21 protein-coding genes are annotated in these 21,588 nt (G+C 70.0%); 9 read left to right on the forward strand and 12 right to left on the reverse strand.

Annotated features, from left to right (window positions below; genetic code table 11):
- Positions 1-23 precede the first annotated feature (23 nt).
- Positions 24-1,652: a glycoside hydrolase family 26 protein gene (locus tag FB561_RS36320; RefSeq protein WP_145814616.1), complete on the reverse strand. Its 1,629-nt coding sequence runs from the start codon at positions 1,650-1,652 to the stop codon at positions 24-26.
- A gap of 370 nt (positions 1,653-2,022) precedes the next feature.
- Between FB561_RS36320 and FB561_RS36325 the strand changes: the two genes are divergently transcribed.
- Positions 2,023-2,385 carry a hypothetical protein gene (locus FB561_RS36325; protein ID WP_145814617.1) on the forward strand — a complete coding sequence of 121 codons (363 nt, stop codon included), beginning with the start codon at positions 2,023-2,025 and terminating at the stop codon, positions 2,383-2,385.
- 252 nt (positions 2,386-2,637) lie between these two features.
- On the opposite strand, the gene FB561_RS38120 is transcribed toward FB561_RS36325, so the two are convergent.
- Positions 2,638-3,087 (reverse strand): MmyB family transcriptional regulator, encoded by a 450-nt coding sequence (locus tag FB561_RS38120; RefSeq protein ID WP_238335327.1) that lies wholly within the window; start codon positions 3,085-3,087, stop codon positions 2,638-2,640.
- Between FB561_RS38120 and FB561_RS36335 the strand changes: the two genes are divergently transcribed.
- Positions 3,011-3,355: an aldo/keto reductase gene (locus tag FB561_RS36335; RefSeq protein WP_238335328.1), complete on the forward strand. Its 345-nt coding sequence runs from the start codon at positions 3,011-3,013 to the stop codon at positions 3,353-3,355. The two genes, FB561_RS38120 and FB561_RS36335, sit on opposite strands and share 77 nt — an antisense overlap.
- 144 nt (positions 3,356-3,499) lie before the next feature.
- Positions 3,500-4,282 carry a maleate cis-trans isomerase family protein gene (locus tag FB561_RS36340; protein WP_145814618.1) on the forward strand — a complete coding sequence of 261 codons (783 nt, stop codon included), beginning with the start codon at positions 3,500-3,502 and terminating at the stop codon, positions 4,280-4,282.
- Positions 4,283-4,305: 23 nt separating this feature from the next.
- Here the strand turns inward: FB561_RS36340 and FB561_RS36345 are convergent, their stop codons facing one another.
- From FB561_RS36345 to FB561_RS36355, 3 genes are all read right to left on the reverse strand, one after another.
- Positions 4,306-7,089: an AfsR/SARP family transcriptional regulator gene (locus tag FB561_RS36345; RefSeq protein WP_145814619.1), complete on the reverse strand. Its 2,784-nt coding sequence runs from the start codon at positions 7,087-7,089 to the stop codon at positions 4,306-4,308.
- 89 nt (positions 7,090-7,178) lie between these two features.
- Positions 7,179-7,640, reverse strand: coding sequence for a hypothetical protein (locus FB561_RS36350; protein WP_145814620.1), 462 nt, complete (start codon positions 7,638-7,640; stop codon positions 7,179-7,181).
- Between the two features lie 227 nt (positions 7,641-7,867).
- Positions 7,868-8,698 carry a phytanoyl-CoA dioxygenase family protein gene (locus FB561_RS36355; protein WP_170284952.1) on the reverse strand — a complete coding sequence of 277 codons (831 nt, stop codon included), beginning with the start codon at positions 8,696-8,698 and terminating at the stop codon, positions 7,868-7,870.
- Positions 8,699-8,763: 65 nt separating this feature from the next.
- On the opposite strand from FB561_RS36355, the gene FB561_RS36360 reads away from it, so the two are divergent.
- Positions 8,764-8,994, forward strand: coding sequence for a hypothetical protein (locus tag FB561_RS36360; RefSeq protein WP_145814622.1), 231 nt, complete (start codon positions 8,764-8,766; stop codon positions 8,992-8,994).
- Positions 8,995-9,082: 88 nt separating this feature from the next.
- On the opposite strand, the gene FB561_RS38415 is transcribed toward FB561_RS36360, so the two are convergent.
- Positions 9,083-10,108: a GNAT family N-acetyltransferase gene (locus FB561_RS38415; protein WP_145814623.1), complete on the reverse strand. Its 1,026-nt coding sequence runs from the start codon at positions 10,106-10,108 to the stop codon at positions 9,083-9,085.
- A 59-nt stretch (positions 10,109-10,167) separates the two neighbouring features.
- On the opposite strand from FB561_RS38415, the gene FB561_RS36370 reads away from it, so the two are divergent.
- Complete coding sequence (locus FB561_RS36370) at positions 10,168-10,752, forward strand: chloramphenicol phosphotransferase CPT family protein (protein ID WP_145814624.1); 585 nt, start codon at positions 10,168-10,170, stop codon at positions 10,750-10,752.
- Here FB561_RS36370 and FB561_RS36375 read toward each other — a convergent pair.
- Both FB561_RS36375 and FB561_RS36380 read right to left on the reverse strand, forming a co-directional pair.
- A complete protein-coding gene (locus FB561_RS36375; protein WP_145814625.1) occupies positions 10,749-11,375 on the reverse strand; it encodes a glycerophosphodiester phosphodiesterase in 627 nt (208 codons plus the stop codon). The genes FB561_RS36370 and FB561_RS36375 overlap by 4 nt on opposite strands.
- Positions 11,375-12,271, reverse strand: coding sequence for a lysylphosphatidylglycerol synthase domain-containing protein (locus tag FB561_RS36380; protein ID WP_170284953.1), 897 nt, complete (start codon positions 12,269-12,271; stop codon positions 11,375-11,377). Before FB561_RS36380 ends, FB561_RS36375 begins: the two co-directional genes overlap by 1 nt.
- A gap of 217 nt (positions 12,272-12,488) precedes the next feature.
- On the opposite strand from FB561_RS36380, the gene FB561_RS36385 reads away from it, so the two are divergent.
- Positions 12,489-13,217 carry a phosphatase PAP2 family protein gene (locus FB561_RS36385; protein WP_170284954.1) on the forward strand — a complete coding sequence of 243 codons (729 nt, stop codon included), beginning with the start codon at positions 12,489-12,491 and terminating at the stop codon, positions 13,215-13,217.
- Here the strand turns inward: FB561_RS36385 and FB561_RS36390 are convergent.
- Complete coding sequence (locus tag FB561_RS36390; RefSeq protein WP_238335334.1) at positions 13,198-14,076, reverse strand: aminoglycoside phosphotransferase family protein; 879 nt, start codon at positions 14,074-14,076, stop codon at positions 13,198-13,200. The genes FB561_RS36385 and FB561_RS36390 overlap by 20 nt on opposite strands.
- Before the next feature lie 137 nt (positions 14,077-14,213).
- Here FB561_RS36390 and FB561_RS36395 point away from each other — a divergent pair, with 137 nt between their 5' ends.
- Positions 14,214-15,002 carry a hypothetical protein gene (locus tag FB561_RS36395; protein WP_145814629.1) on the forward strand — a complete coding sequence of 263 codons (789 nt, stop codon included), beginning with the start codon at positions 14,214-14,216 and terminating at the stop codon, positions 15,000-15,002.
- Here FB561_RS36395 and FB561_RS36400 read toward each other — a convergent pair.
- The gene (locus FB561_RS36400) at positions 14,926-15,945 is read right to left on the reverse strand and encodes a LacI family DNA-binding transcriptional regulator (RefSeq protein ID WP_145814630.1); all 1,020 of its coding nucleotides are present in this window, start codon (positions 15,943-15,945) and stop codon (positions 14,926-14,928) included. The genes FB561_RS36395 and FB561_RS36400 overlap by 77 nt on opposite strands.
- Before the next feature lie 23 nt (positions 15,946-15,968).
- Entirely contained in the window at positions 15,969-17,348 is a 1,380-nt protein-coding gene (locus FB561_RS36405; RefSeq protein WP_145814631.1) for an FAD-binding oxidoreductase, read from the reverse strand.
- Positions 17,349-17,537: 189 nt separating this feature from the next.
- On the opposite strand from FB561_RS36405, the gene FB561_RS36410 reads away from it, so the two are divergent.
- Positions 17,538-18,785, forward strand: coding sequence for a lactate racemase domain-containing protein (locus tag FB561_RS36410; protein ID WP_145814632.1), 1,248 nt, complete (start codon positions 17,538-17,540; stop codon positions 18,783-18,785).
- Here the strand turns inward: FB561_RS36410 and FB561_RS36415 are convergent.
- Positions 18,782-19,675 carry a GTP-binding protein LepA gene (locus tag FB561_RS36415; protein ID WP_238335329.1) on the reverse strand — a complete coding sequence of 298 codons (894 nt, stop codon included), beginning with the start codon at positions 19,673-19,675 and terminating at the stop codon, positions 18,782-18,784. The two genes, FB561_RS36410 and FB561_RS36415, sit on opposite strands and share 4 nt — an antisense overlap.
- A gap of 238 nt (positions 19,676-19,913) precedes the next feature.
- Here FB561_RS36415 and FB561_RS36420 point away from each other — a divergent pair, with 238 nt between their 5' ends.
- Positions 19,914-21,365: a flavin-containing monooxygenase gene (locus FB561_RS36420; RefSeq protein ID WP_145814633.1), complete on the forward strand. Its 1,452-nt coding sequence runs from the start codon at positions 19,914-19,916 to the stop codon at positions 21,363-21,365.
- Positions 21,366-21,588 lie beyond the last annotated feature (223 nt).

Raw genomic sequence — 21,588 nt, forward strand, 5'->3', positions numbered from 1 at the left:
CGGCTGCTCGTTGCCTTCTGCACCTATTGTTCCGCCGGGCGGAGGGCGATCGTGTACATGATCGTCGTACCGGAGGTGGTCGCCCCTGTCGCCGTGAAGGTCCCCGTCGGTGCGATGCCGACCGCGGCATCTGTGTCCGCGAGTGTGGCTGTGATGTGTCCGCCGCTACTGCCGCTGGCCGTCCTCCGTTGTGTCAGCGTCGTCGGGATCGTGTAGCCCGTGTTCGTCGACGACTTGTCCGCCCAGTACACGACGACCCAGTCGCCGCCCTGCGTCGGCGTGACGGACGGGGCCGGATGGCTGGCGGTGGTGACCGTTTGGATGGTCATCGCGTGGACGTCGACCGGCTGTGTGGCCGAGATCCCCCGGTACGCGGTGACCATCAGGTCCGCCTTGTTGATCACCGAGTTCGTGACGGTGACATTGGTACCGGCGTCGGTGGCCGTCGCCGTCCTGGTCCAGACGCGGCTCCGCATCCCGGTCGGATCGGCGGTTCGCAGCTGGGTCCAGCCGGCCGGGCCGGTGGTACTCGCCGGGTTCTGGTTGGAGCTGAAGAAGAGCAGCAACGTGTCGCCCGCTCGGACCGTGCCGGGGATCTGCACGGTGTGGTTGACGAGGTTGCCATTGCTCCCCGCGATTCCGACGGCCTCGATCGCGGTCGGGTCCGGCGGGTCGGGTGGATCGACGGTGCCGCCGTAGAACTCGTCGTTGCCCATCGTGCCGAACGCGGCGAGTGCGGAGGCGCTGCTGTTCGTGAGCCAGTTGCAGTTCCCCGACCCGGAGAACGGGTAGTCGAAGTAGGCGACACCGCGGAACTGAGCGTAGTCAGGCCGCTTGAACAGAGCTTGCGCGTCCGCGATCCACTGAGCCTTTCGGCCGGGGACCGCTGGGTCCTCGGTACTGGCCCATTCGGTCAGCCAGAGTTCCTCGTCCGGATGAGCCGCACCGAAGTCGCGGTACGGGCGGATGATCTGCTCCAGCGACTTCCACGGGTTGCTGATCCCGGTCCGGCAGTTGTGCCAGTTGTACGCGTCCGCGCCCATCGCTTCCAGGTACGCGTCGCCCGGGTACCACTTGGCGGCGTCGTTGCGGGCCTGAGAACCGACGAAGAAGCTGTAGTCGGTCATGATCCAGATGAACTTCGCGTTGGTGACGCCGCGATCGTTGAAGATGCCGCGGATCTTGCGCCAGGCCGCGATGAAGTCGGTGGCCGTACCGAGCGCCTGACTCGCTCCCGATTCGGGCTCGTGGTTGAAGGCGAAGTAGATCGGCGCCTCGAACGCCTTGATCCGATCCGCCCAGCGCACCATGTCGTTGTACAGCGTGCTTCCTGGCTGCGCTGCGACGAGGTTTGCCCACAGGACCGAAGCGCCGTTTGCCCGCTTCGACTTCACCGACAGGATCAACGTGTGGTCGGTGCTCTTCAGCCAGTTGTGGAAGGAGTTCGGGAACGCCGAGTCCCAGGACAGGAACTCCCGGACGACATCGAGATGCCCGGCGGTCTGCTCCATCCGTTGCACGGCGGCCTGATCGGTCTCCCCACCGCGGGTGGCGACCCGGGCCCCGAACTCCATCCCGGTCGGCGAAGCCTGCGCGGGAACAGCGGTCACGCCGCCGGCGAAAAACAGTACGAAAACAAGCAGAAGCGTCACAAGACGAAATCTGGCCATCACTCAAAGCCCCCCCTGGCCGGCCCCAATTCCTGGCCCAAGAGCAACACCACTCAGGCCAACGGGTCAAGGGTCCTAAGTCCCCACCGATCAGCAAGCGAATGAATACCCGAGCGGAATGCAGCACCCGTTGTGTACCTTCCGTCCATGGAGACCGAGGTGTGAATTGACGGCCAATGTGAATTGGACCGGCCGAGGCCCGACCTGGCTCGGAGTACCCGCCCTGATCGTCGCCGCTCTCGGCGGCCTGATGCTTGCTGAACTCACCTATCGGCAGTCGCTCTGCCGAGACCTGCTCACCAATGGGGTTGAGACGACTACGTCGTCCGTACAGGTGCACATCGGGCGAGGCATGTCCGAACCGGAAATCGTCTTCCGCACCCGCGACGGCCAGGACATGAGCACGACGCTGGCCGAGTTCGAGGACGACGGCGAGGGTATGCCGGAGGGCCTGCAGACGCCCGCGCCAGGCACCCGGTACGCTCCGCCGTTGAGCATCGTCTATCGGCCGTCGGACCCAACAGTCGTCCTGGCCACGGTGGACGCACGCGAGTGGGCCGCCGACAGCCACACAGCACCGCGAGCCATCGCTATGATCATCGGCGGTCTGGCGGTCACGCTGTTCGCGATGGGCTGGCTGACCCGCGACGCCCGCCGCCGCGGCCTCACCTGGTGGAAGTGGTACACGGACGCCCCGGCGAAGAATCCGCGCTGAGTATTGTCAGGCGGATTCTTCGGTGAGGAGGTTGATGCGGCGGCGGAGGTTGCGGGGGAGGTACCAGTGGTGGGCGAGGAAGGTGATCGCGACGAGTGTTGAGAACGCTGCCACCGGATAGCCGTGGATCGCTCTCTGCGCACACGCTGATCATCCGACACCGCCCCCCCAACTGTTACAGGGTTCGCGCTGTAGTCGTAGGCAACTTTCGTCGCCGCGTTCCTGGTCAGCTTGGTTGCTGGCCGGCGGGGTTCAGGTGGGGTTGGGTTTCGGTGGCGGCCAACGTGGCCAGGAGTTTGAGGTTGTCGGCTGTTGGGTTGCCGGGTCGGCTGTGTAGACGAGGAGGGTGAGGCCTGGGTCGGAGGGGAATTCCATGGCTTCGAAGTTGAGGACCAGGTCGCCTACTGCTGGGTGGTGGAGCTTCTTCAGCCCGGTGCGGTGGAAGCGGACGTTGTGGGCGGCCCACCTGGCGCGGAAGACCTCGCTGCGGGTGGAGAGTTCGGGCTCAAGGTCAGCCGGATCGCGCTCGGACCTGCACCACTCATCAACCTCCCAACCAGCCGGCCGCCTGAGGCCCTCCACGCCTACTCCAGTCCGACAGCCAGCCGGCCGCACAGGTTGGTGAGTGCTGCGGGTCCCGAGCCCGCTCGCCAAGGGCCGGCTGGCGCGGCCGTGGGGGACGCAGACGCAGCGCGCCGACACGGATCCGGTGGGCCGCCGGTTCTTCGCCGGGAACGACGAGCCGATCGCGGACGCCGTCCAGCGGGTCGCGGAGGCGCGTGGTGTCCCGATGGCGCAGGTCGCGCTGGCCTGGGTCCTGGCCAACCCGGTTGTCGCCGCGCCGATCGTCGGCCCGACCAAGCCGCACCACCTACCCGACGCGGTCGCCGCCCTCGACCTCGAGCTCACCCCCGACGAGCTCGCCGCGCTCGAAGCCCCGTACACCCTGCGCCCACCGACCGGCTTCTGACGCCCACCTCGCCCGGCGAGCTCCGCCGCTACCTCGCCCCGAGACCTGGCGAACGGCTGGACGTCGCCGGCACCCTGCCTCCGCACGGCGCTGGTCGGCGTCTCTTGGGCGTGGTGTGATGAAGGTGGGAGTTGGGGGTGCGTGGTGAGCAACGGTGGGGCGGTTTGGCAGCCGGACGGGTGGGATGCGCGGACGCGGATCGGGGTGCTGACGCCGCACGCGGATCTCGGGCCCGAGTCGGAGTTGCAGGCGATGGCGCCCTCGGGGGTCCGGATCCACGCCGCGCGGGTGCCGTTCGGGGCGATGGCGAGCGGTGGCGCGATGAGCCGGACGATCCCGCTCGCCCCGGTCGAGGCGTTCGTCCGGCCGCCGCACATCGACGAGGCGCTGGCGTTGCTCGCCGCCGCCCCGCTCGGGGCGATCGGCATCGGGTTCACCAGCGCGGGGTACGTGGTCGGCGCGGCCGGTGAGCGGAAGCTGATCGAGCGCCTGCACGAACGCGGCAGCGGCGTCCCGATCATCAGTACCTGCGCGTCGGCGGTCGAGGGACTGCGTGAACTCAAGGCCGAGCGGATCGCGCTGTTCGACCCACCGTGGTTCGACGCCGAGCTGAACCGGCTGGGCGCGGAGTACTTCGGGTCGCAGGGCTTCGAGGTCCGGTACCACGCGCCGTGCGGACTGCCGAGCCGCCAGCAGAGCATCAACCCGGCCGAGCTGTACCGGTGGATCCGCGACCACACCCCCGCCGAGGCCGACGCGATCTTTGTCGGAGGCAACGGGTTCCGCGCGGTCGGTGTGATCGCCGCGCTGGAGGAGGATCTCGGCCGGCCGGTGCTGACCGCCAACCAGGCCCTGCTCTGGACCACACTCCGCGCGGCCGGCTCGCACGCGAAGCCGGCCGGCTACGGTGCGCTCTTCGCGCTCTGATCAGCTGATCGGCAGTCCGGGACTCAGCTGATCGGCAGTCCGGAGACCAGGAGTTTCTGGATGTCCTCGGCCTGGATGGTCGCATGTCGGTCGGAGGTGGGCAGCCGGTCCAATTCGTCCAGCGCCTGCTGCCAGCTCCGGTGGGCGTCGTCCAGCCGGGTCAACGCGGTCAGGGCATGCCCTAGCGTCACCAGGACCTCGACCTTGGACCACGGGAGTTGCTCTCGCTCGGACAGCTCGAGCGCCTCCTCGAGCAGGGCCCTGGCCTCGTCGGGCTGGTCGCGCCGGAGCGCGATCTCGGCGCAGGTGTGCAGGGCGAAGGTCAGCCCGTCCCAGTCCGCGAGCTCGCGATGCGTCCGCACTGATCTGGTGGCGGAGGCGTACGCGTCGTCGAGGTGGCCCAGATCGCGTTGCGCGTTCGCCAGGTTGTTGGACAGCACCCCGATGTCGTGAAAGCTCCCGGCCTCCAGCGCGTCGTCCAGCGCGCCGTTGAGGTGCATCACGGCCTCGTCCAACCGGCCCAGCCGCCGCAGCGCCAGCCCGAGGTTGCCGGTGGTCATCATCTGACCACGCAGGTTCCCCAAGCGCAGGAAGAGGGCACGGGAGTGCTCGATCTCGACGACTGCCTGGGCGTACTCCCCAGCTCGGCCGTAGCAGGTCGCGAGCTGATTGGCGGCGATGGCTTCCAGCAGCGGATCACCGGCCGCGCGAGCCGCGCTCGCCGCCGTCCGCATGGTCACGAAGGAGTCGGAGAGGGCCGATTTCCGGGTCAGGTGCTGCCACAGGTAGACACCGACCATCGCCGCTTTCCGGGGGTGGCCGTTCTCCGCGGCCCGCCCGACGGCGGAGACGATGTCGCGGTACTCGAGCTCGAACCAGGCATGCGCCTCACGATCCGAGGCGAACCCCAGCGGTTCGGCACCGGCCACGAACTCGGGCAGCAGGACGAGGTTGTGGCCGATCACCGTGGCCGCGGCCCGCAGTGTCGCCAGGTACCAGTCGAGGAGCCGGCCGAGGACGGCCTGGACCCCTGCCTCGCCGTCGACCGCGAGGGCCTGCTCGGCGGCGAACACCCCTAGCAAGCTGTGGAACGTGAAGCGGCCGGGCCGTGGCTCCTGGACGAGATGGAGGTCGGTGAGCTTCCGGAGCGCCCGGACCGTCGCGGCGTCGCCCAGCCCGCCCAGCGCAACGGCACATGGGGTCGATACGGACTGCGCACCGCTCGCCGCCAGGGCGCGGAACAGCGCGGCGCAGTCCGGGTCCAACGCGCGATAGGAGCGGTCCACGATCACCCGGACGTCGGCCGCGTCGTCGTCGCCGGTCCGCAGCAGATCCAGCCGCGCCGGTGCCGAGCGGAGATCCTGGACGAGCTGCTCGACGCCGAGCTCCGGTTGCCGGTTCGCCTGGCCGGCGGCGACCGCCAGGGCCAGCGGCAGGTGTCCGCAGAGCTCGGCCAGCTCGGTCAGCCAGCGGTCCGGCCGGTCTGCCCCGGCCACGCCCGGGCGCAGCGATCCAGCCAGCATCGCCCGGGACTCCTGCGGACTCAGCGGAGCGACCGAGACCTGCCGGAAGTCGTCGCGAGCGGCCAGGCCGTCCAGCCGATGCCGGGAGGTGATGACCACGAACGCGGATCCGCCCGGCAGCAGCGGGCGTACCTGGTCGGCGTTGCGCGCGTCGTCGAGAACGAGCAGGATCCTCCGCCGGGCGACCGCTGTCCGGAACTCGGCGGTCCGGGCGTCGGTGGAGGCGGGCACCGCGTCGGCCGGTACGCCGAGCGAGCGGAGCAGGTCGTGCAGGGCGTCCGCCGGGTCGACGGGCGAGCGCTGACCGTAGCCGCGAAGGTCGACGAAGAGGCAGCCGTCGGGGAACTCGGCGCCGGCCTGATGCGCCCATTGCACGGCCAGCGAGGTCTTGCCCACGCCAGGTGGTCCGTGCAGGATGACGCCCGCGTTCGCGCCGGCTTCGTCAGGGCGCGTGCCGAGCAGCCGATGCAGGTCCGCCAGCACCTCGGACCGGCCGCCGAACCGTGCGACGCGAGGCGGCAGCTGCCACGGGATCATCGGATCCGCGCACGCCTCGGCCGCGTCCGCGGTGAGCGCGAGCGTGAAGGCTGCGCGCAGCTCCTCCCCGGGATCCACGCCCAGTTCCTCGGCCAGGTGCCGCCGGACCCGGTCGTACTGCCCGAGCGCCTCGGCTCGGCGCCCGGACCCGGCCAGGGCACGGATCAGCCGCGACCACAGGGACTCCCGGAGCGGGTACCGGTCGGCCAGGTCGCGGAGCTCGGCGCTGACCAGGTCGTGCCGGGCCAGGGCCAGGTCGAGATCCACCCGGGCCTCGAAGGCGCCCAGGTACCGTTCGATCAGCCGGGTCCGCTCGTCCTCCGGTACCTCCGGGGCGGACTCGTCGCGGAGCGGCTCGGGCCACATCGCCAGTCCCTGCGCGAGCAGCTCGTACCGGCGGGCGCTGTCGGTTTCGTTGCCGGCGGCCTCGAACTGGCCGAGCATCCGGAGCACGTCGACGTCGCCGGGATCGATCTGCAGGCAGTACCGGCCGCGCTCGCTGCTGATCGCGCTCTCACCGAGGACCCGGCGCAGCCGTGCGATCGCCGAGTGCAGGGTCGGCCGGGGGTTGTCCGGGGAGCGGTCGTCCCAGAGCCGGTTGATCAGCGAATCGGCGGTGAGCGGACGCCCGGCGGACAACGCGAGGAGCGCCACCAGCGACCTCGACAACGCGCCCCGGAACTCGACCGGCGTGCCGTCCAGCGCGACCGAGAAACCGCCCAGGAGCTGCACCTTGATCACAGCCATGCCGCAGAATAACGGGCCCGGAGTCCAGCCGGCGACGCCCTGGGAACAGCCGGCCCGGAGCGGGCCGGCTGCTGGTCCGGTCAGCGCCGTCAGTACCGGATCTGGACGCAGGCCGGCTGCGGCTGCTTGCCCTCCCAGATCGCCTTGGAGCAGACCTGCGAACCCGGCTGGAACTGCTTGTTCACGGTGAACTTCGCCCCCAGGTGGCCCAGGGCGCAGGTGTTGTGCTGGAAGCTGTTGGAGTACGGGTACCCGCCGAGCTCGGTGCCCCAGACCTCGATCTTGACGTTGCAAACGGTGACCGGGTAGCCGGGTACGCCCTTGGAGTCGATCCAGCCCTCGATGGACTCGACGTTCAGGCCGGCGCCGTTCACCCGGACGCAGTGGTTGTTCCAGTTCCCCGGACCGTGCGCCGCGGTACAACCCGCCGCGCCCTCGGGGTCGGACGCGGTGACCGCCGCGTTCGCGGTCGCCGCCGGAATCGTTGCTGCCAGCAACCCGATCAGGGCGGCGGCCAGGACGAGGAGACTGCGGGCGCGAATCGAACTCATTTGGTGAATGATGTTCACTGTTGCTCCACTTCGGCCGGTGCCGGCGCCGATCGGGCGCCTCGGAACACCGGTGTGCCGCCAGCTTTGCCAACCAGTCTTCCGTTTCGCTGCCCGCAGGCTGTCGGAGCCACGTCCGCCGACAGCGGTCAGCCGGTCACCTGCCAAGGGCTCAGGTCGAGGTCCGGGTACCGCATCCGCATCCCCGCAAGGGTTTCGGGCGTCCAGAATTAGGGGCCGGGCCGCGGAAAACCGAAGAGCTCGAGCTGCCGCACCGTTGCCCTGGGCACGAACTCGTACCAGGCCGGCTCGTGACTGCGGCCGGCCCAGGCGACCCGGTTGCCCCAGTCAACTTCCGCCGCGCGGAAGGTGAGCTGCATCGAGTACCGCGCACCGCGGGGCTTGCGCAGGCCGGTACCGCGGTGAAAGGTGTTGGTGCTGAAGGCAATCACCGTCCCGGCCGGCCCGGCTCCGGACTCCTCCACGTCGTACAACGCGGTGTTGTCGGCGGTCGAGACGAACCGGTCCCCCTGGCCGCCGGACCGCGGCAGGAAGTTCGGGCTCATCGGCAGGTCGGCGGTGTGGGTCCGCGAGACGAGGTGCGGCGGACCGAGGTCTTCGGGCACGTCGACGAGGAAGACGAAGAACTCGACCTGCTGGTACTCGTCCGCGGTCGTCGGTACCAGCACGGTGTGGTTGAGGTAGTCCCGGTGCAGCTCCTGGTCGTACGAGGTGGCACCGGTGTACTTCGCCCAGGCCTCGGCCGAGTAGATCCGCAGATCCGTATGCCCGATCAGCGTCTCGGCCAGCTCGACGATCCGCGGATGCACGGCGAGCAGACTCAACTCCGGACTGGCGAACGGGAACGTGTCGATCCCGTCGAACTCGTCCTCGAGGTACCTCTTCCGCCGTGGATCGGTGCCGTCGTGGAACCCATCCGGCGTGGGGAACATCGTCTCCAGTTCCCCCAGCGCAGGTGCAAGGTCCTCCGCCGAGAGGAACCCGGGCAACTTCACGAAACCATCGGTATGCCACGTCCGGGCGAGCTCATCACGATCCACCCCAGCCATCGTGTTCGCCCGATCCCCAGCCGGCAACAGGTTTTTCCCCCTGTCAGACTGGCGCGGTGATCACGCCGAGGGAACTCAGCCAGGGCCACCAGGTCGCCGACGCCGATCTCCCCCTCCTCGCCGCCCACTGGCTGGCCGACGGCTACGACTCCCCCACCCTTCGCGAACTGGCCGGCCTCACCCACCGCGACGGCCAAGAGGCCCGTACCCTCCGCGACACCGTCCTCGCCGAACTCGGCCACCCGATCAAGCTGATCACCTCCCCGTACGAGGGACTACCGAGCTGATCGGCGTGTTGAGGTCGGCGGTGCGATCTCGGCGGTATTGCGAGAATTGAGCGAAGAGGACGTACCCGCTCTGGCTTGAAGCCGGCGGTCAGTCGCGGAGGAAGTCGATCGGGGTGGTTGCGTCGAAGCCGGAGCAGGCTTCGGCGAGGGCTTCCAGGGTCGGCTGCTCGGTGCCGTGGACGGCCGGGTCGGGGCGGAAGCGGATCGTGGTCCCGGTGCTTCCCGACGCGTCGACCTTGGTGAGCGGACCCCGCGGCAGGCCGTGTTCGTACCGTTGGGTCCAGCTGCCCTCGGTCCGGCGGTTGGTGTGCTCGACCCATTCGCTCAGCGCGCACACCACCGACATCCCCGAGCGGCGCCGGCCGTCCGGGAGTACGGGTGAGTCGGCGACCTCGAAGAAGCGCAGGTCCTTGGTCGCCATGATCGGCTTGACCATCGGCACACCGGCCGCGTCGAAGCGCACCGCGGTCCCGCGGCCGTTGTCCTCGACCGAGACGGAGCCGTCGTCGTGCAGGATCACCCGCACGTGGTCCGTCGTCCCCTCGCGCGCCTCGTCCAGGGCGTACGCGATCACCTCCAGCGCGGCATGCAGCACCCCGCCCTCCGCGTACCGGCTCGCCTCGCGCTGGATCGCGGCGACGTGCTCGGTGTCCGTGCTCGACAACCAACTGTGCGTACTCAACCGCATCGTCAGGAACGGGATCGTGTCACCGTCCAGCACATACCGCTCGGTCTCCACGAAGCCGTGCCGTTGCGCGAAGTACACGCCCTCCTCGTTCGTCGCGAGGATGACGGTCTCGACCGCGGTGGCGCCCAGTTCGTCCGCCTTCGCCAGCCCCCGCCGGTACAACTGCTCCCCGAACCCGCGACGCCGGTACTCGGGCAGGATGCGCGCGATCACGGTCACCGTGTCCGTCTCCCCGTCCGGCGGCCGCACGGTCGAGCAACCGACCGCCGTGTCACCGAGGTAGGCAACGTCGAGGTGGTTCCGCTGGACCCGCTCGCGAACCTCGTCGGTCGACAAGGGCGCCGTCGGGATGATCGCGTTGTGCACCTCCCGCCAGTCCTCGACCAACGCGTCCCCGTCCACCGGCACGATCCTCAGCTCCACCACGCCAGCACCCAACCCCGTTCCCCGGCCGCGCGTCAACCCTGTTCCGGCGACAATGGGGCATGCCGATCGCCCACGAACTGACGCCCGAGGCAACGAACCCGGAACCCGGCCGGGTGATCCTGCTGAACGGCACGTCCAGCTCCGGCAAGTCGAGCATCGCGGCCGAACTCCTCACCACCCTCGACGGCCCGTGGTACCACCTCGCCGTCGACCACTGCCACCGCATCCGCTCCCGCCACCCGTGGACCGAGAACGAGTTCCTGCCGATCTTCCAGCGCACCCTCCTCGGCTTCCACCGCATGGTCGCCGGGATGGCAGCGGCGGGGAACGACGTCGTGGTCGACCACATCCTCAGCGAGGACTGGCGCCTGACCGACTGCCTCGAAGTCTTCGCCGGACTCGACCTGTACTACATCGGCATCCACTGCTCCCTGCCAGAGCTGGAACGCCGAGAAGCCGACCGCGGCGACCGCACCACCGGCCTCGCCGCCCTCCAGTACCCCCTGGTCCACCGCCACGGCGTCTACGACCTCGAAGTCGACTCCGAGAAGCACGACCCCACAACCTGCGCCACCAAAATCCGAACCCGCCTCACCCAATCGCCACCCACCGCCTTCCCCACCCTGAGGAAGTCGTTCGGTTAGGGGAGGTTGGTGAGGAGGGGGAGGTTTTTGCTGATGATGCCGGTGACGCCCAGGCGGTGGGCTTCGTCCAGGGCCGTGGCGTCGTCGACGGGCCAGGTGAGGACGAGGTCGGCTCTTCGGCGGAGTTCGGTGACGAGGGCCGGGGTGAGTAGGCGGAGGTGGACGCAGACACCGTGAACCGGGCTCACTTTGAGTCTGCGGCGGAGGCGGCTCAACCCACGGCGGCTACCCGCTGAGTACACCAACTTCGCCTCAGGCTGGTCCGCCAACTTCGGCAGCATCCACCAGTGCTGCGTGCACACGGTGATCGGCGTACCGCGGACCGCCGCGGCCACGCGACCCGCCAAGTACGGGTGGATGCCCTTGAGGTCCAGCATCAGCCGGGGATCCCCGCCGACCGCCGCGAGCAGATCCGCGAGGGACGGCACCGGGGTACGGCGTACCAGCTCGCCTTGCTCCCACAGGAACCACGGGCCGAGCGTCTTGTGGTGGCGGATCTCCAGGCGGCCGCGGTACCCGTGCACGTCCGCCTCGACGAGGTCCACGCCCGCGTCGAGGGCTTCCCGGAGTCCGGCCAGATCGTTGCCGGCGCGGTGGGCGACGGTGACGAGGCGCTCGGACATCAGGCCGTGGCTGGTCGTCTCGACGTTCGCCAGCGCAGCAGCAGTCCACCGCCGCCGAGCAGCAACGCCGGGACCCACGTCAGCAGCGCCGTCAACGCCACAGCGCCCAGCGCCGCCGTCCACGGCACGCCGATCGCCGCGAGCCCCGCGACGAGCGCACCCTCCCGCGGGGTCGCACCGTGGACGCCCGGGAGCGCGCCGGCCACCTGGCTCGCGCCGAAGACACCCAGCAGCTGCAGCGCCGACACCGAGTCACCGACCGCGTGGATCGCGCCGACGAGCAGGCAGACGATGGTCAGCTGGTAGACCACCGACAACGCGACCCCACCGGCGAACACCTTCCACGACGGCCACGGCCAGCGGTCCTTGAAGCCGGGTTTGCGCCGGTTCACCAGCACCGCGACGGCGAGCACCACCGCGGCACCGACCAGGGCGACACCCATCACGATCGGCGGCAGCGCGACGCCGGACACGACCACGGCGACGATCATGCCGACCGCGCCGACGAACCGGTCCAGCGCGACCTCGGCGACCGCGGGCGCCCGGCGTACTCCGGTGGTCTCGAGGCGGTGCACCCGCCAGAGGTCCGCACCCGCGTGCCACGGCGTGATCAACCCCAGGATCTCGCTCTCCGCGTACGCGCGCAGATGCCAGCGCCGGGTCTGTCCGCTCGCCGACAACGCGTGCCAGCGCAGCGGACACGCGACGTACTTGCCGATCACGAACGGGAGGAGGCCGACCACGGCGGGCAACAGGGTCAGGTGCGGAACGCGATCGACGTTCCACGCCGAGACCAGCACGGCCACGACCAGCGCGGCGACCCGGAACAGCCGGTTGTGGAAGAGCGCCTGGCCCCAGCGGAGAGCGGTGGTCGCGGCGCGGCGGATTCCGCTCACCGGTGCAACGGTGGCGGTGACGGTCGGTGTCTCTTCCGAGGAGGAGAGATTTTCTGATGCCGCCCCAGACGGCACGGGGGAGAGATTCATGGGGGCTTGTGGTTTTCTGGTAATGAGGGGTTCTGGTCGAGCCGGCCGACCCTGGGGGGTCGACTCGCGGGAAAGTCTAGGCAGCAGCACCCAAACGCGCAGGTCGAAGCGTTGCGGGAGGGGCAACGTGAGTGCTACACACCGTGACCCCGCACGCAGGATTCTCTTCGAAGCCGCCCTGATCGCGACCGCGGTCCTGCTGTACTTCCTGGTCCGCGGTCTGATCGAAGAGCGCGTCGCGACGGCCTACGAGAACGCGGAGTCCGTGGTCCGCTTCGAGCAGCGGACCGGCTTCTTCGTGGAACCCCACCTGCAGCAGTATGTGACCGACCACCCGTCCCTCGTGGTGTTCGCGAACTGGATGTACATCTACGGCCACTGGCCCGTCGTCGTGATCACGCTGGCCTGGTTGCTCACCCGGCACCGGACCGAGTACCGGCGGTTCCGCAACGCGATGCTCATCTCGGGGGCGATCGGCCTGGTGATCTTCGCGCTCTTCCCGGTCGCACCGCCGCGCTTCCTGCCCGGCCTTGGGTTCGTCGACACCGTGACCGAGCAGTCCTCGTCGTACCGGGTCCTGCAGGCGCCCGGGATGACGAACCAGTACGCCGCGGTGCCGAGTCTGCATTTCGGCTGGAACCTGCTGATGGGGATCGCCTGGGCGACGGTGGCGACGCATCCGCTGGCTCGCGCGTTCGGCTGGATCATGCCGCCGGCGATGTTCGCGGCGATCGTGCTGACCGCGAACCACTACATCGTCGACGGCCTGCTCGGTGGGTCGATCGCGCTGTTCGGGCTCTGGCTCGGGACCCGGATCGACCGCCGGAACCCGGGTCTCAGGCCGGGGCGCCGGTGACGTCGGCGACCACCTGGTCGATCACGTACTGCGCGTTCGCGGCGATGCCCGGGTTCGTCTCGCGGTAGTACGGCAGCTGGATCAGCGCCATCGACAGCGCCCTCGCCCGGCCGCGGATCCAGGTGTCCTCGTCGACGTCGACGGCCGCGCGGAACGCTGTCCGGGCGGGCCCGGTCAGCAGGTTCCACGCCGGGATCAGGTCGCAGGCGGGATCACCGGTCCCCGCCGTCGCGAAGTCGAGCACGGCAAGCAGCCGGTCCCCCTGGACGAGCAGGTTCGACGGCATCAGGTCGGCGTGGAGCCAGACCGACCCCGTCGCCGGCGCGGCCGCGAGCCCAGCATCCCAGCCGGCCATCGCCGCCTCGACGTCGATCCAGCCCACCAACTGCCGCAGCGCCGACCGCGTCCCTGCGTCCTGCTCGCTCAACGGCCCACCCCGGTACGCCGCAGGCGCGTCCGGCAGCGTGATCTTGCGGAACTCCCGGACCAACTCGCCCAGCTCGGTCCCGAGGGTCGTCGAGGTCGTCCCGGCCACCGGGAGGTCGCCGTCGATCCAGCGGTTCACCGACCATCGCCACGGGTACTCGTCGGCCGGCTCCCCCAGCGCGACCGGGACCGGGATCTCGACCGGCAGCAGCGGCGCCAACCGCGGCAGCCAGGTGGCCTCCTTGCCGATGTCGTCCACTCCACCCGGGACCCGCGGCAGCCGGACGGTCAGCGAGTCACCGAGCCGGTACATCGCGTTCACGGTCCCGCTGGACGGGATCTCGGTCACCGTCAGCCCGGCCCACTCGCGGAACTGACCCGCCACCAGGCGCTGGACCAGTTCCGCGTCGATGTCCACCTCGTCCGCGTGCATTCTCACGGCCGCCATCCCACCGGATCGGGCCGTCCTTGTCGAGCCGATTCCCACCAATTACGGGCCGAAGGCAACCAACTGGTCCGAACCTTCCGCCGAGTTCGCGCGTCTGCACCGGCATGAGAGGGTGGGCGGTCGTGCGGGTGCGGAACTGGTTACTGGGCGTCGGGCTGCTCGGTGCGACGGTGTGGTCGTTCGTGGTGAGCGCGTCGATGCCGAGCTGGTTCGACCCGAGCGAGGACTGCGCGCTGACCGCGTCGAGCGACGGCGTCTACGGCAGCAGCGCCGGGATCGACATCCGGACCAGCTGGTTCCCGCCCCGGGCCGTCTGCGACTTCGGCAGTGGCGAGAAGTACGAGTTCATCTCCCAGGCCGAATCGGTGACGCTCACCGTTCTCGCGGTCGTGCTCGCGCTCGCGCTGGTCGCCGGGCTCGTCCTGGCGGTCCGCGGACTCACGGCGACCGGCGGCGTGATCCGGGCCGCCGACGCGATCAACCTCCGCCGCCGGCTGCTCACCCATCTCGCCGTCGCCGCGTTCCTGGGCTACGTGGCGAGCTCCGGTCTGGTCATCGGCCAGGTGATCGGGATCATGCTCACCGGTCCGCCGGGCCTGGTCACGCTCGTCGTCGGCGCCCTGGTCGTGCTCACAGCCGTCACCACCGCGGCCGACCGCGCGTACGGTCCGCTGCCGAGCACGGCCACCGACTCGTACCGGCGCGGGACGACCGCGGCGGTCCTGGTCGTCCTCGTCGTGACAACCATCGCGGTCGTCAACTTCCCGCTGCGCGACCTCGACGTCGCGATCCCCGGCGCGGCCACGTACGCCGCGGTGGTGGCGGTCCAGTGGTTCAGACCGCGCCGATCGTCGCTCCCGGTACCTGCGGACAGTCCAGCAACTGCTGATCGGTCCGCCGAGCCCCGGTGATCTGGTCGACCAGCAGACGCACCGCCCGCCGGCCGAGCTCGCGACGCGGTACCTCGAACCCGCTCACGTCCGGCCGGCCCTTCGGCTGACCCAGCACGGCGAGCGACAGGTCCTCGGGGAGCCGGAGACCCGCCTCCTCCGCAGCGGCCAGGGCGGCTCTCGACAAGACGCCGAGATCGGTCTCCTCCACGACGACCGCGGTCACGCCCTCGTCCCGCCATTTCGTCAGCAGTGCGGCATCCACGTCGGCGGACTGCGCGCGCACGACAACACGGCGTACCGGCAGGCGCGCTCGACGGATCGCGGCAAGCACGCCCTTCTCCCGGTCCGTCGAGGACAGCGCGTCCTCCACGGAGCGCAGGTACCGGATCTCGCGGTGTCCCAGCTCGAGCAGCCGCTCCACCACCGCGGCCGACGCGGCCACGTAGTCCACGCCGACGAACGGGATCCGGCCGCCGAGCTCGTCCCGCCGGCCGACGTACACCAGCGGGAAGTCGCCGTGCAGCAGCCAGTCGATCGGCTCCTCCGGCACATGCCGGCCGAAGAACACACAGCCGTCGGCGACCCTGGTCCGGCGGATCGCGGTCTTCGCGTCGGTGCGCGCGTCCAGCCCGCCGGTCCCGGTGAACAGCACCAGGTCCTGGCCGAGCGCGGTCGCCTCCGCCTCGATCCCGGCCAGGATCGGGTAGTAGAAGTCGTCCAGCTCGATCGGGAACGCCGAGGCGAACGTGTACACCCCGAGCAGGTGGTTGCGGGCCGAGGCGAGCCGGGTCGCGACCGGATCGGGGACGTAGCCGAGCTGCTCGGCCGCGGCCAGCACCCGCTGCCGGGTCGGCTCCGACAGCCGGGTACCTTCGGTGTTCCCGGACAGCACCAGGGACACGGTCGTCTGCGACACCCCGGCGACCGCCGCGATGTCCGCCTGCCGGGGAGCTCTCGCCATCCCGGCAGTGTAGCTAATACGGATTACTTCGAGCCATTCCCGGCGGGTCGGATGTTCTGGTTCAACCGGAACACGTTGCCCGGGTCGTACTCCGCCTTGATCACCGCGAGCCGCTCGTAGTTGTCCTTGCCGAACCCGGCCACCACCCGGTCCCGGCCCTCGTCGCCGATGAAGTTCAGGTACACCGCGCCGGTCGCCCACGGCCGGACGTCCTCGCACAGTGCGCGGGCCCAGCCGATCCCCTGGCCGTCCTCGGCCGGATCCGCCCACAGCCCGAACGGGTGGATCACCCAGTCGGCACTGCGGTGCGGCAACGGCCACCGGTCCGCGTCCCGAGCCACGGCGCCGCCCCACGGTACGGCGATCTGCTGCGACGGCGACGGGGCCGGCATGTCGGCGGACCGGTCACAGAAGGCCTGGACCGCCTCGTCCGGGAACGCCGACAGGTGCTCGGCCGACCAGTAGTTGCGGAAGCCCGGTGGATCGTCGAGCGCGGACTGCAGGCCGGCGTACGGCAGCTCGGCGATCATCGCGCCCTCCGGAGCGAGCTCGAGCATCGGCCGGAACACCTCGCGCGCCTCGGCCTCGTGGCCCGCGTAGATCGCCCCGGCCGCGACCAGGAGCCGGCCGTGCAGGTGCTCGGGTACGAACTCCTCCGGCGGCCCGGTGAGGTAGATCGCGCCACCGCCGAGGTCGTCGGGCGCGCCGCTGGTGATCAGGTCGCGGTATGCACGGACGATCTCGGGACCCGATTCGGCCGGCCACAGCAGCAACATCAGTGTGACCGCCGGTAGCGGGCGGACCCGGAAGGTCAGCGAGGTGGCGACCCCGAAGTTGCCACCACCACCGTGCAGCGCCCAGAACAGCTCGGGGTTCTCGTCCTCGGAGGCGGTCACGGTCCGCCCGTCGGCGGTGACCAGCTCGACCGCGACGAGGTTGTCGCAGGCCAGTCCCCACTTCCGTTCGAGCCAGCCGGATCCGCCACCCAGGGTGAGCCCGGCGATCCCGGTGGTGGACACCCGGCCGCCGGTGGTGGCCAGCCCGTACGGCTGACACGCCCGGTCCAGATCGGCCCAGAGCGCGCCGCCCTCGACCCGGGCCAGACCCGCCTCCGGATCCACCTGGACCCCGTTGAGGCGGCGCAGGTCGACGACCAGCCCGCCGTTGCTCAGCCCGGTCCCGGCCACCCCGTGACCACCTCCCCGGACCGCGATCTCCAGCCCCTGGTTCACGCCGTACCGGATCGCCGCGGCCACGTCGGCGGCCGACTCGCACTGGGCGATCAGGCCCGGCCGTTTGTCGATCATCGCGTTGAAGATCGTCCGCGCCTCGTCGTAGTCCGGCTCACCGGCCCGCAGTACCCGGCCGCCGAACCCGACCGGTTGTGCCATCGTCTCTGCCATCTCGGGAACGCCCCCTCTTGCCTGACCCCTGATCCCCGTGCACATGGCCGATGCTCCGCCGACCATCTCCCCCGGTCAACGCCCCCGATCCCTGGCACACAAGGCGTTCCCGGTCCGCGACGCACCGTCGCGTGGTCCAGCACCTGGGCCGAGCACCCGGCAACCGTTTGCACAGCTAGGGTGGGGCGCATGAACGCTGTCTCCGTACTGGGTGGACCGGGCCGGACCCTCACCGACGAGGAGGTCACCGGCTTCGTCCAGGACACGCTCGCCTCGGCCGGGCTGGACGGGAAGAGCGTCTGCCTGATCGTCCCGGACGCCACCCGCAGCTGCCCGTTGCCGCTGCTGGTCGAGGCGGTCCACACCGCGCTGGCCGGCCGGGTCCGCAAGCTCACCGTCTTGGTTGCCCTGGGCACCCATGCCGAGATGAGCCGGGCCGAGCTGACCGACCACCTCGGCAGCGACCAGTACGACGTGCTGAACCACGAGTGGTGGAAGCCGGACACGTTCGCGAACCTCGGCACCATCGACGCCCGGCGGATCGGCGAGATCTCCGGCGGCCGGTTGCACGAGGACGTCGAGGTGAAGCTCAACCGGGCCGTCGTCGAGCACGACGTCGCGCTCGTCCTCGGCCCGGTCTTCCCGCATGAGGTGGTCGGCTTCTCCGGCGGCAACAAGTACTTCTTCCCGGGCGTGGCCGGCGCCGAGGTGATCGACCTGTCGCACTGGCTCGGCGCCCTGATCACCAGCGCGAGCATCATCGGCACCCCCGGCATCACCCCGGTCCGCGCGCTGATCGACGAGGCGGCCGCGCTGATCCCGGCCGAGAAGCTCGCCCTCTCGGTGGTCGTCGAGTCCGGCACCCACAACCTGCACGCCGTGGCCTTCGGCGACACCGTGTCGTCCTGGCGGGCCGCGGCCGAGGTCTCCGCGCAGACCCACGTCCGGTACCTCGACCACCCGGTCCGCCGGGTCGTCTCGCTGATGCCGGAGCGCTACCAGGACATCTGGACCGCGGCCAAGGGCTTCTACAAGGTGGAGCCCGTGGTCGCCGACGGTGGCGAGGTGATCCTGTACGCGCCGCACATCAGCCAGATCGCCGCGATGCACCCGGAGATCGAGGAGATCGGCTACCACTGCCGCGACTACTTCCTCGGCCAGTGGGAGAAGTTCCGCGACCTGCACTGGGGCGTGCTCGCGCACTCGACCCACCTCCGCGGCGCCGGCAGCTGGGACCCGGTCACCGGCGAGCACCTGCGCGTCGACGTGACCCTGGCGACCGCGATCCCCGAGGACGTCGTCCGGCGCGCGAACCTCGGCTACCTGGACCCGGCCACGATCGACCTGGCCGCGTACGAGAACGACCCGGACACGCTGGTGCTGCCGAACGCGGGCGAGATCCTGCACCGGCTGCGCGACCACTCCCCGGTGGACTAGGACGCGTTCTCCGCGCTCTCGAGTTTCGGCTGTTCCACGGCCGCTTCGAGGGCCCGGTGGAACGCGTCGGCGACGTACGTCGGGACCCGCAGGCCGTTGCGGTGCGCCCAGAGCAGCTCGTACTCGATCCGGGCGACCTGCTCGGCGTACCGGGCGACCGCGGAGTCGTCACCGGTGGCGACGCCTAGCTTGCGCATCACCGTACCGAAGTGGATCCGCTGGTGGTCGTTGCCGACGCCAACGGGGGCGAAGGTCTTCCGGCGCAGGGTGCGGACCAGCCACTTCTGCCAGGACCCCAGCTGACCCCACAGCCCGCGCGCCGCGATCTGGTAGTACGCGAAGTGGCCCGGCTCCTGCCGGCGGATCGGGGCGATCACCGTCTTCGCGATGGCGCGTTCGCCCAGCCGCAGCAGGCCGCCGTGCAGGTCGCTGTAGGCCAGCACGGCGGAGCGTTCGGTCGCCATCCCGGTCAGGTAGTAGAGCATCCGGCTAACGTCCTGGACCGCGCCGATCCGCCCGAGCGCACCGAGCAGCCGGAGCTTGAACGACACCGTGGTCAGGTCCGGCTCTGCCGCCGGCAGCCCGATCAGGGTCTGCAGCTTGTCCAGGATGACGCCGTGCTGGGTCTCCTGCGGCAGCCAGACGTCGGCGTAGAAGTGCCGGTCGATCTCCGGCGGATCGGGCAGCACGGCGTTCAGTTCGAGCACGTTCCGCTCGACCTCGAGCTCGACCCGGGACATGTAGGTCAGCACCGGACCGAACCGGTCCGCGACCAGGCCCGGACGGGCCATCGTGTAGTCCACCGTGCCGAGCTCGATGGGCGGGTGTTCGTCGGCCTGACGCGCGACGTGGTCGGCGAGCCGCCGCTCGGCGGCATCCAGACCGCTCACCCGACGCTCCTGCCCAGGGCAGCGGGCGACGATGCAGCGATCAAGTCCCCTCCTCGCGGGCGCGTACGTGAACGGGAGAATCGGCGATGCCGGAAACAGAATAGTTGTTCGCTTAACCTACCCGGAAACGGATTCCCCTTTATCGTGAAATCGTTCACATCGGAAGGGTCATCCGTCCTGGTCGTCCCATCCCTCAAACAGTCTTTTCCCGGCTGTGACCCGCAAGTAACCTTCCGTCATGGGACAGACCGAGGTCGCCATCGTCGGATCGGGGTTCGCCGGGTTGTGCATGGCGATCAAGTTGCGCGCGGCCGGCGTCGAGGACTTCGTCCTGCTGGAACAGGCGGACGAGCTGGGTGGGACCTGGCGGGACAACACCTATCCCGGCTGCGCCTGCGACGTCCCGTCCTACCTGTACTCGTTCTCCTTCGAGCAGAACCCGCACTGGACCAGGATGTTCGCGCCCTGGGACGAGATCCTCGCGTACCTGCGGCACTGCGCCACCAAGTACGGGGTCGCCGACCGGATCCGGTACGGCGCGGAGGTGACCGAGGCCGTGTTCGACGAGTCGGCGGGCCGCTGGACGGTGACGATCAACGGCACCGAGACCCTCGAGGCACGGGCCCTGATCGCCGGGGTGGGCAACCTGCACCAGCCCAAGCTCCCCGATCTCCCCGGCCTCGACACGTTCGCGGGGACCGCGTTCCATTCCGCCCAGTGGAACCACGGCCACGACCTCACCGGCCGCCGGGTCGCCGTGATCGGGACCGGGGCGAGCGCGATCCAGTTCGTGCCGCGGATCGCCGAGCAGGTCGGGCACCTGGACCTGTACCAACGCACGGCGCCGTGGATCACCGGTAAGCCGGACCGCGCGATCGGTCCACGCGAACGCGGTCTGCACGAGCGGTTCCCGGCCGGGCAACGGCTGATCCGCGACGCCATCTACTGGGGGCTGGAGGCACGCGGCGTCGGCTTCGCGGGCACCCCGAAGCTGATGAAGGGCCTCGAGCTCCAGGCCCGTCGGCACCTGCGCAAACAGGTCCCGGATCCGGCGCTGCGGGCGAAGCTGACCCCCGACTACCAGATCGGCTGCAAGCGGATCCTCCTTTCGAACGACTACTACCCCGCGCTCGCGCAGGACCATGTCGACCTGGTGACGACGCCGATCAGCCGGGTGACGCCGACCGGGGTGGTCACCACCGACGGCCAGGAGCGGCCGTGCGACACGCTCGTGCTCGGTACCGGGTTCGAGGTGTCCGGCAACCTGACCCGGCTGCGGCTGATCGGCAAGGACGGCGTCGACCTGGCCGACCACTGGAAGCAGCACGGGATCGGTGCCCACCTCGGGATCGCGGTCGCGGGGTACCCGAACCTCTTCCTGCTGGTCGGCCCGAACACGGCGCTCGGCCACTCGTCGATGGTGTTCATGATCGAGGCCCAGGTCCGCTACGTCCTGCAGGCGTTGCGGATGCTCCGCGGCGCGGCGTACGTGGAGGTCCGCGAGGAGGCACAGGAGCGGTTCGTCGACGAGGTCCAGGGGCAGCTCGACAACACCGTCTGGCAGTCCGGTTGCAGCAGCTGGTACCTCGACGACCAGGGCCGGAACTCGACGATCTGGCCCGAGTTCACCGTGACGTACTGGCGCCGGACCCGCCGGCTCGACCCGGCCGACTTCGTCCTGGTCCGCTGACTCAGGGTTGTCCCGGACGCCGCGGGTCGGACCGCCGGGGTCCGCCGTACGACCATGGGATGAGAGCAGGACGAGACCGAAGACCGATGTGCGCGCCGCGGCTTTCGCGGATCCTGGAGGACATGGACCTCTTCCAGATCATCAGCGCAGTCGTCATCGTCGGCGGTGTCGTGGTCACCGCCCTGATCGCCATCGTGCCGTCCGTGGTCGACCGCTGACCCCG

Source organism: Kribbella amoyensis (assembly GCF_007828865.1).
Lineage (GTDB): Bacteria > Actinomycetota > Actinomycetes > Propionibacteriales > Kribbellaceae > Kribbella > Kribbella amoyensis.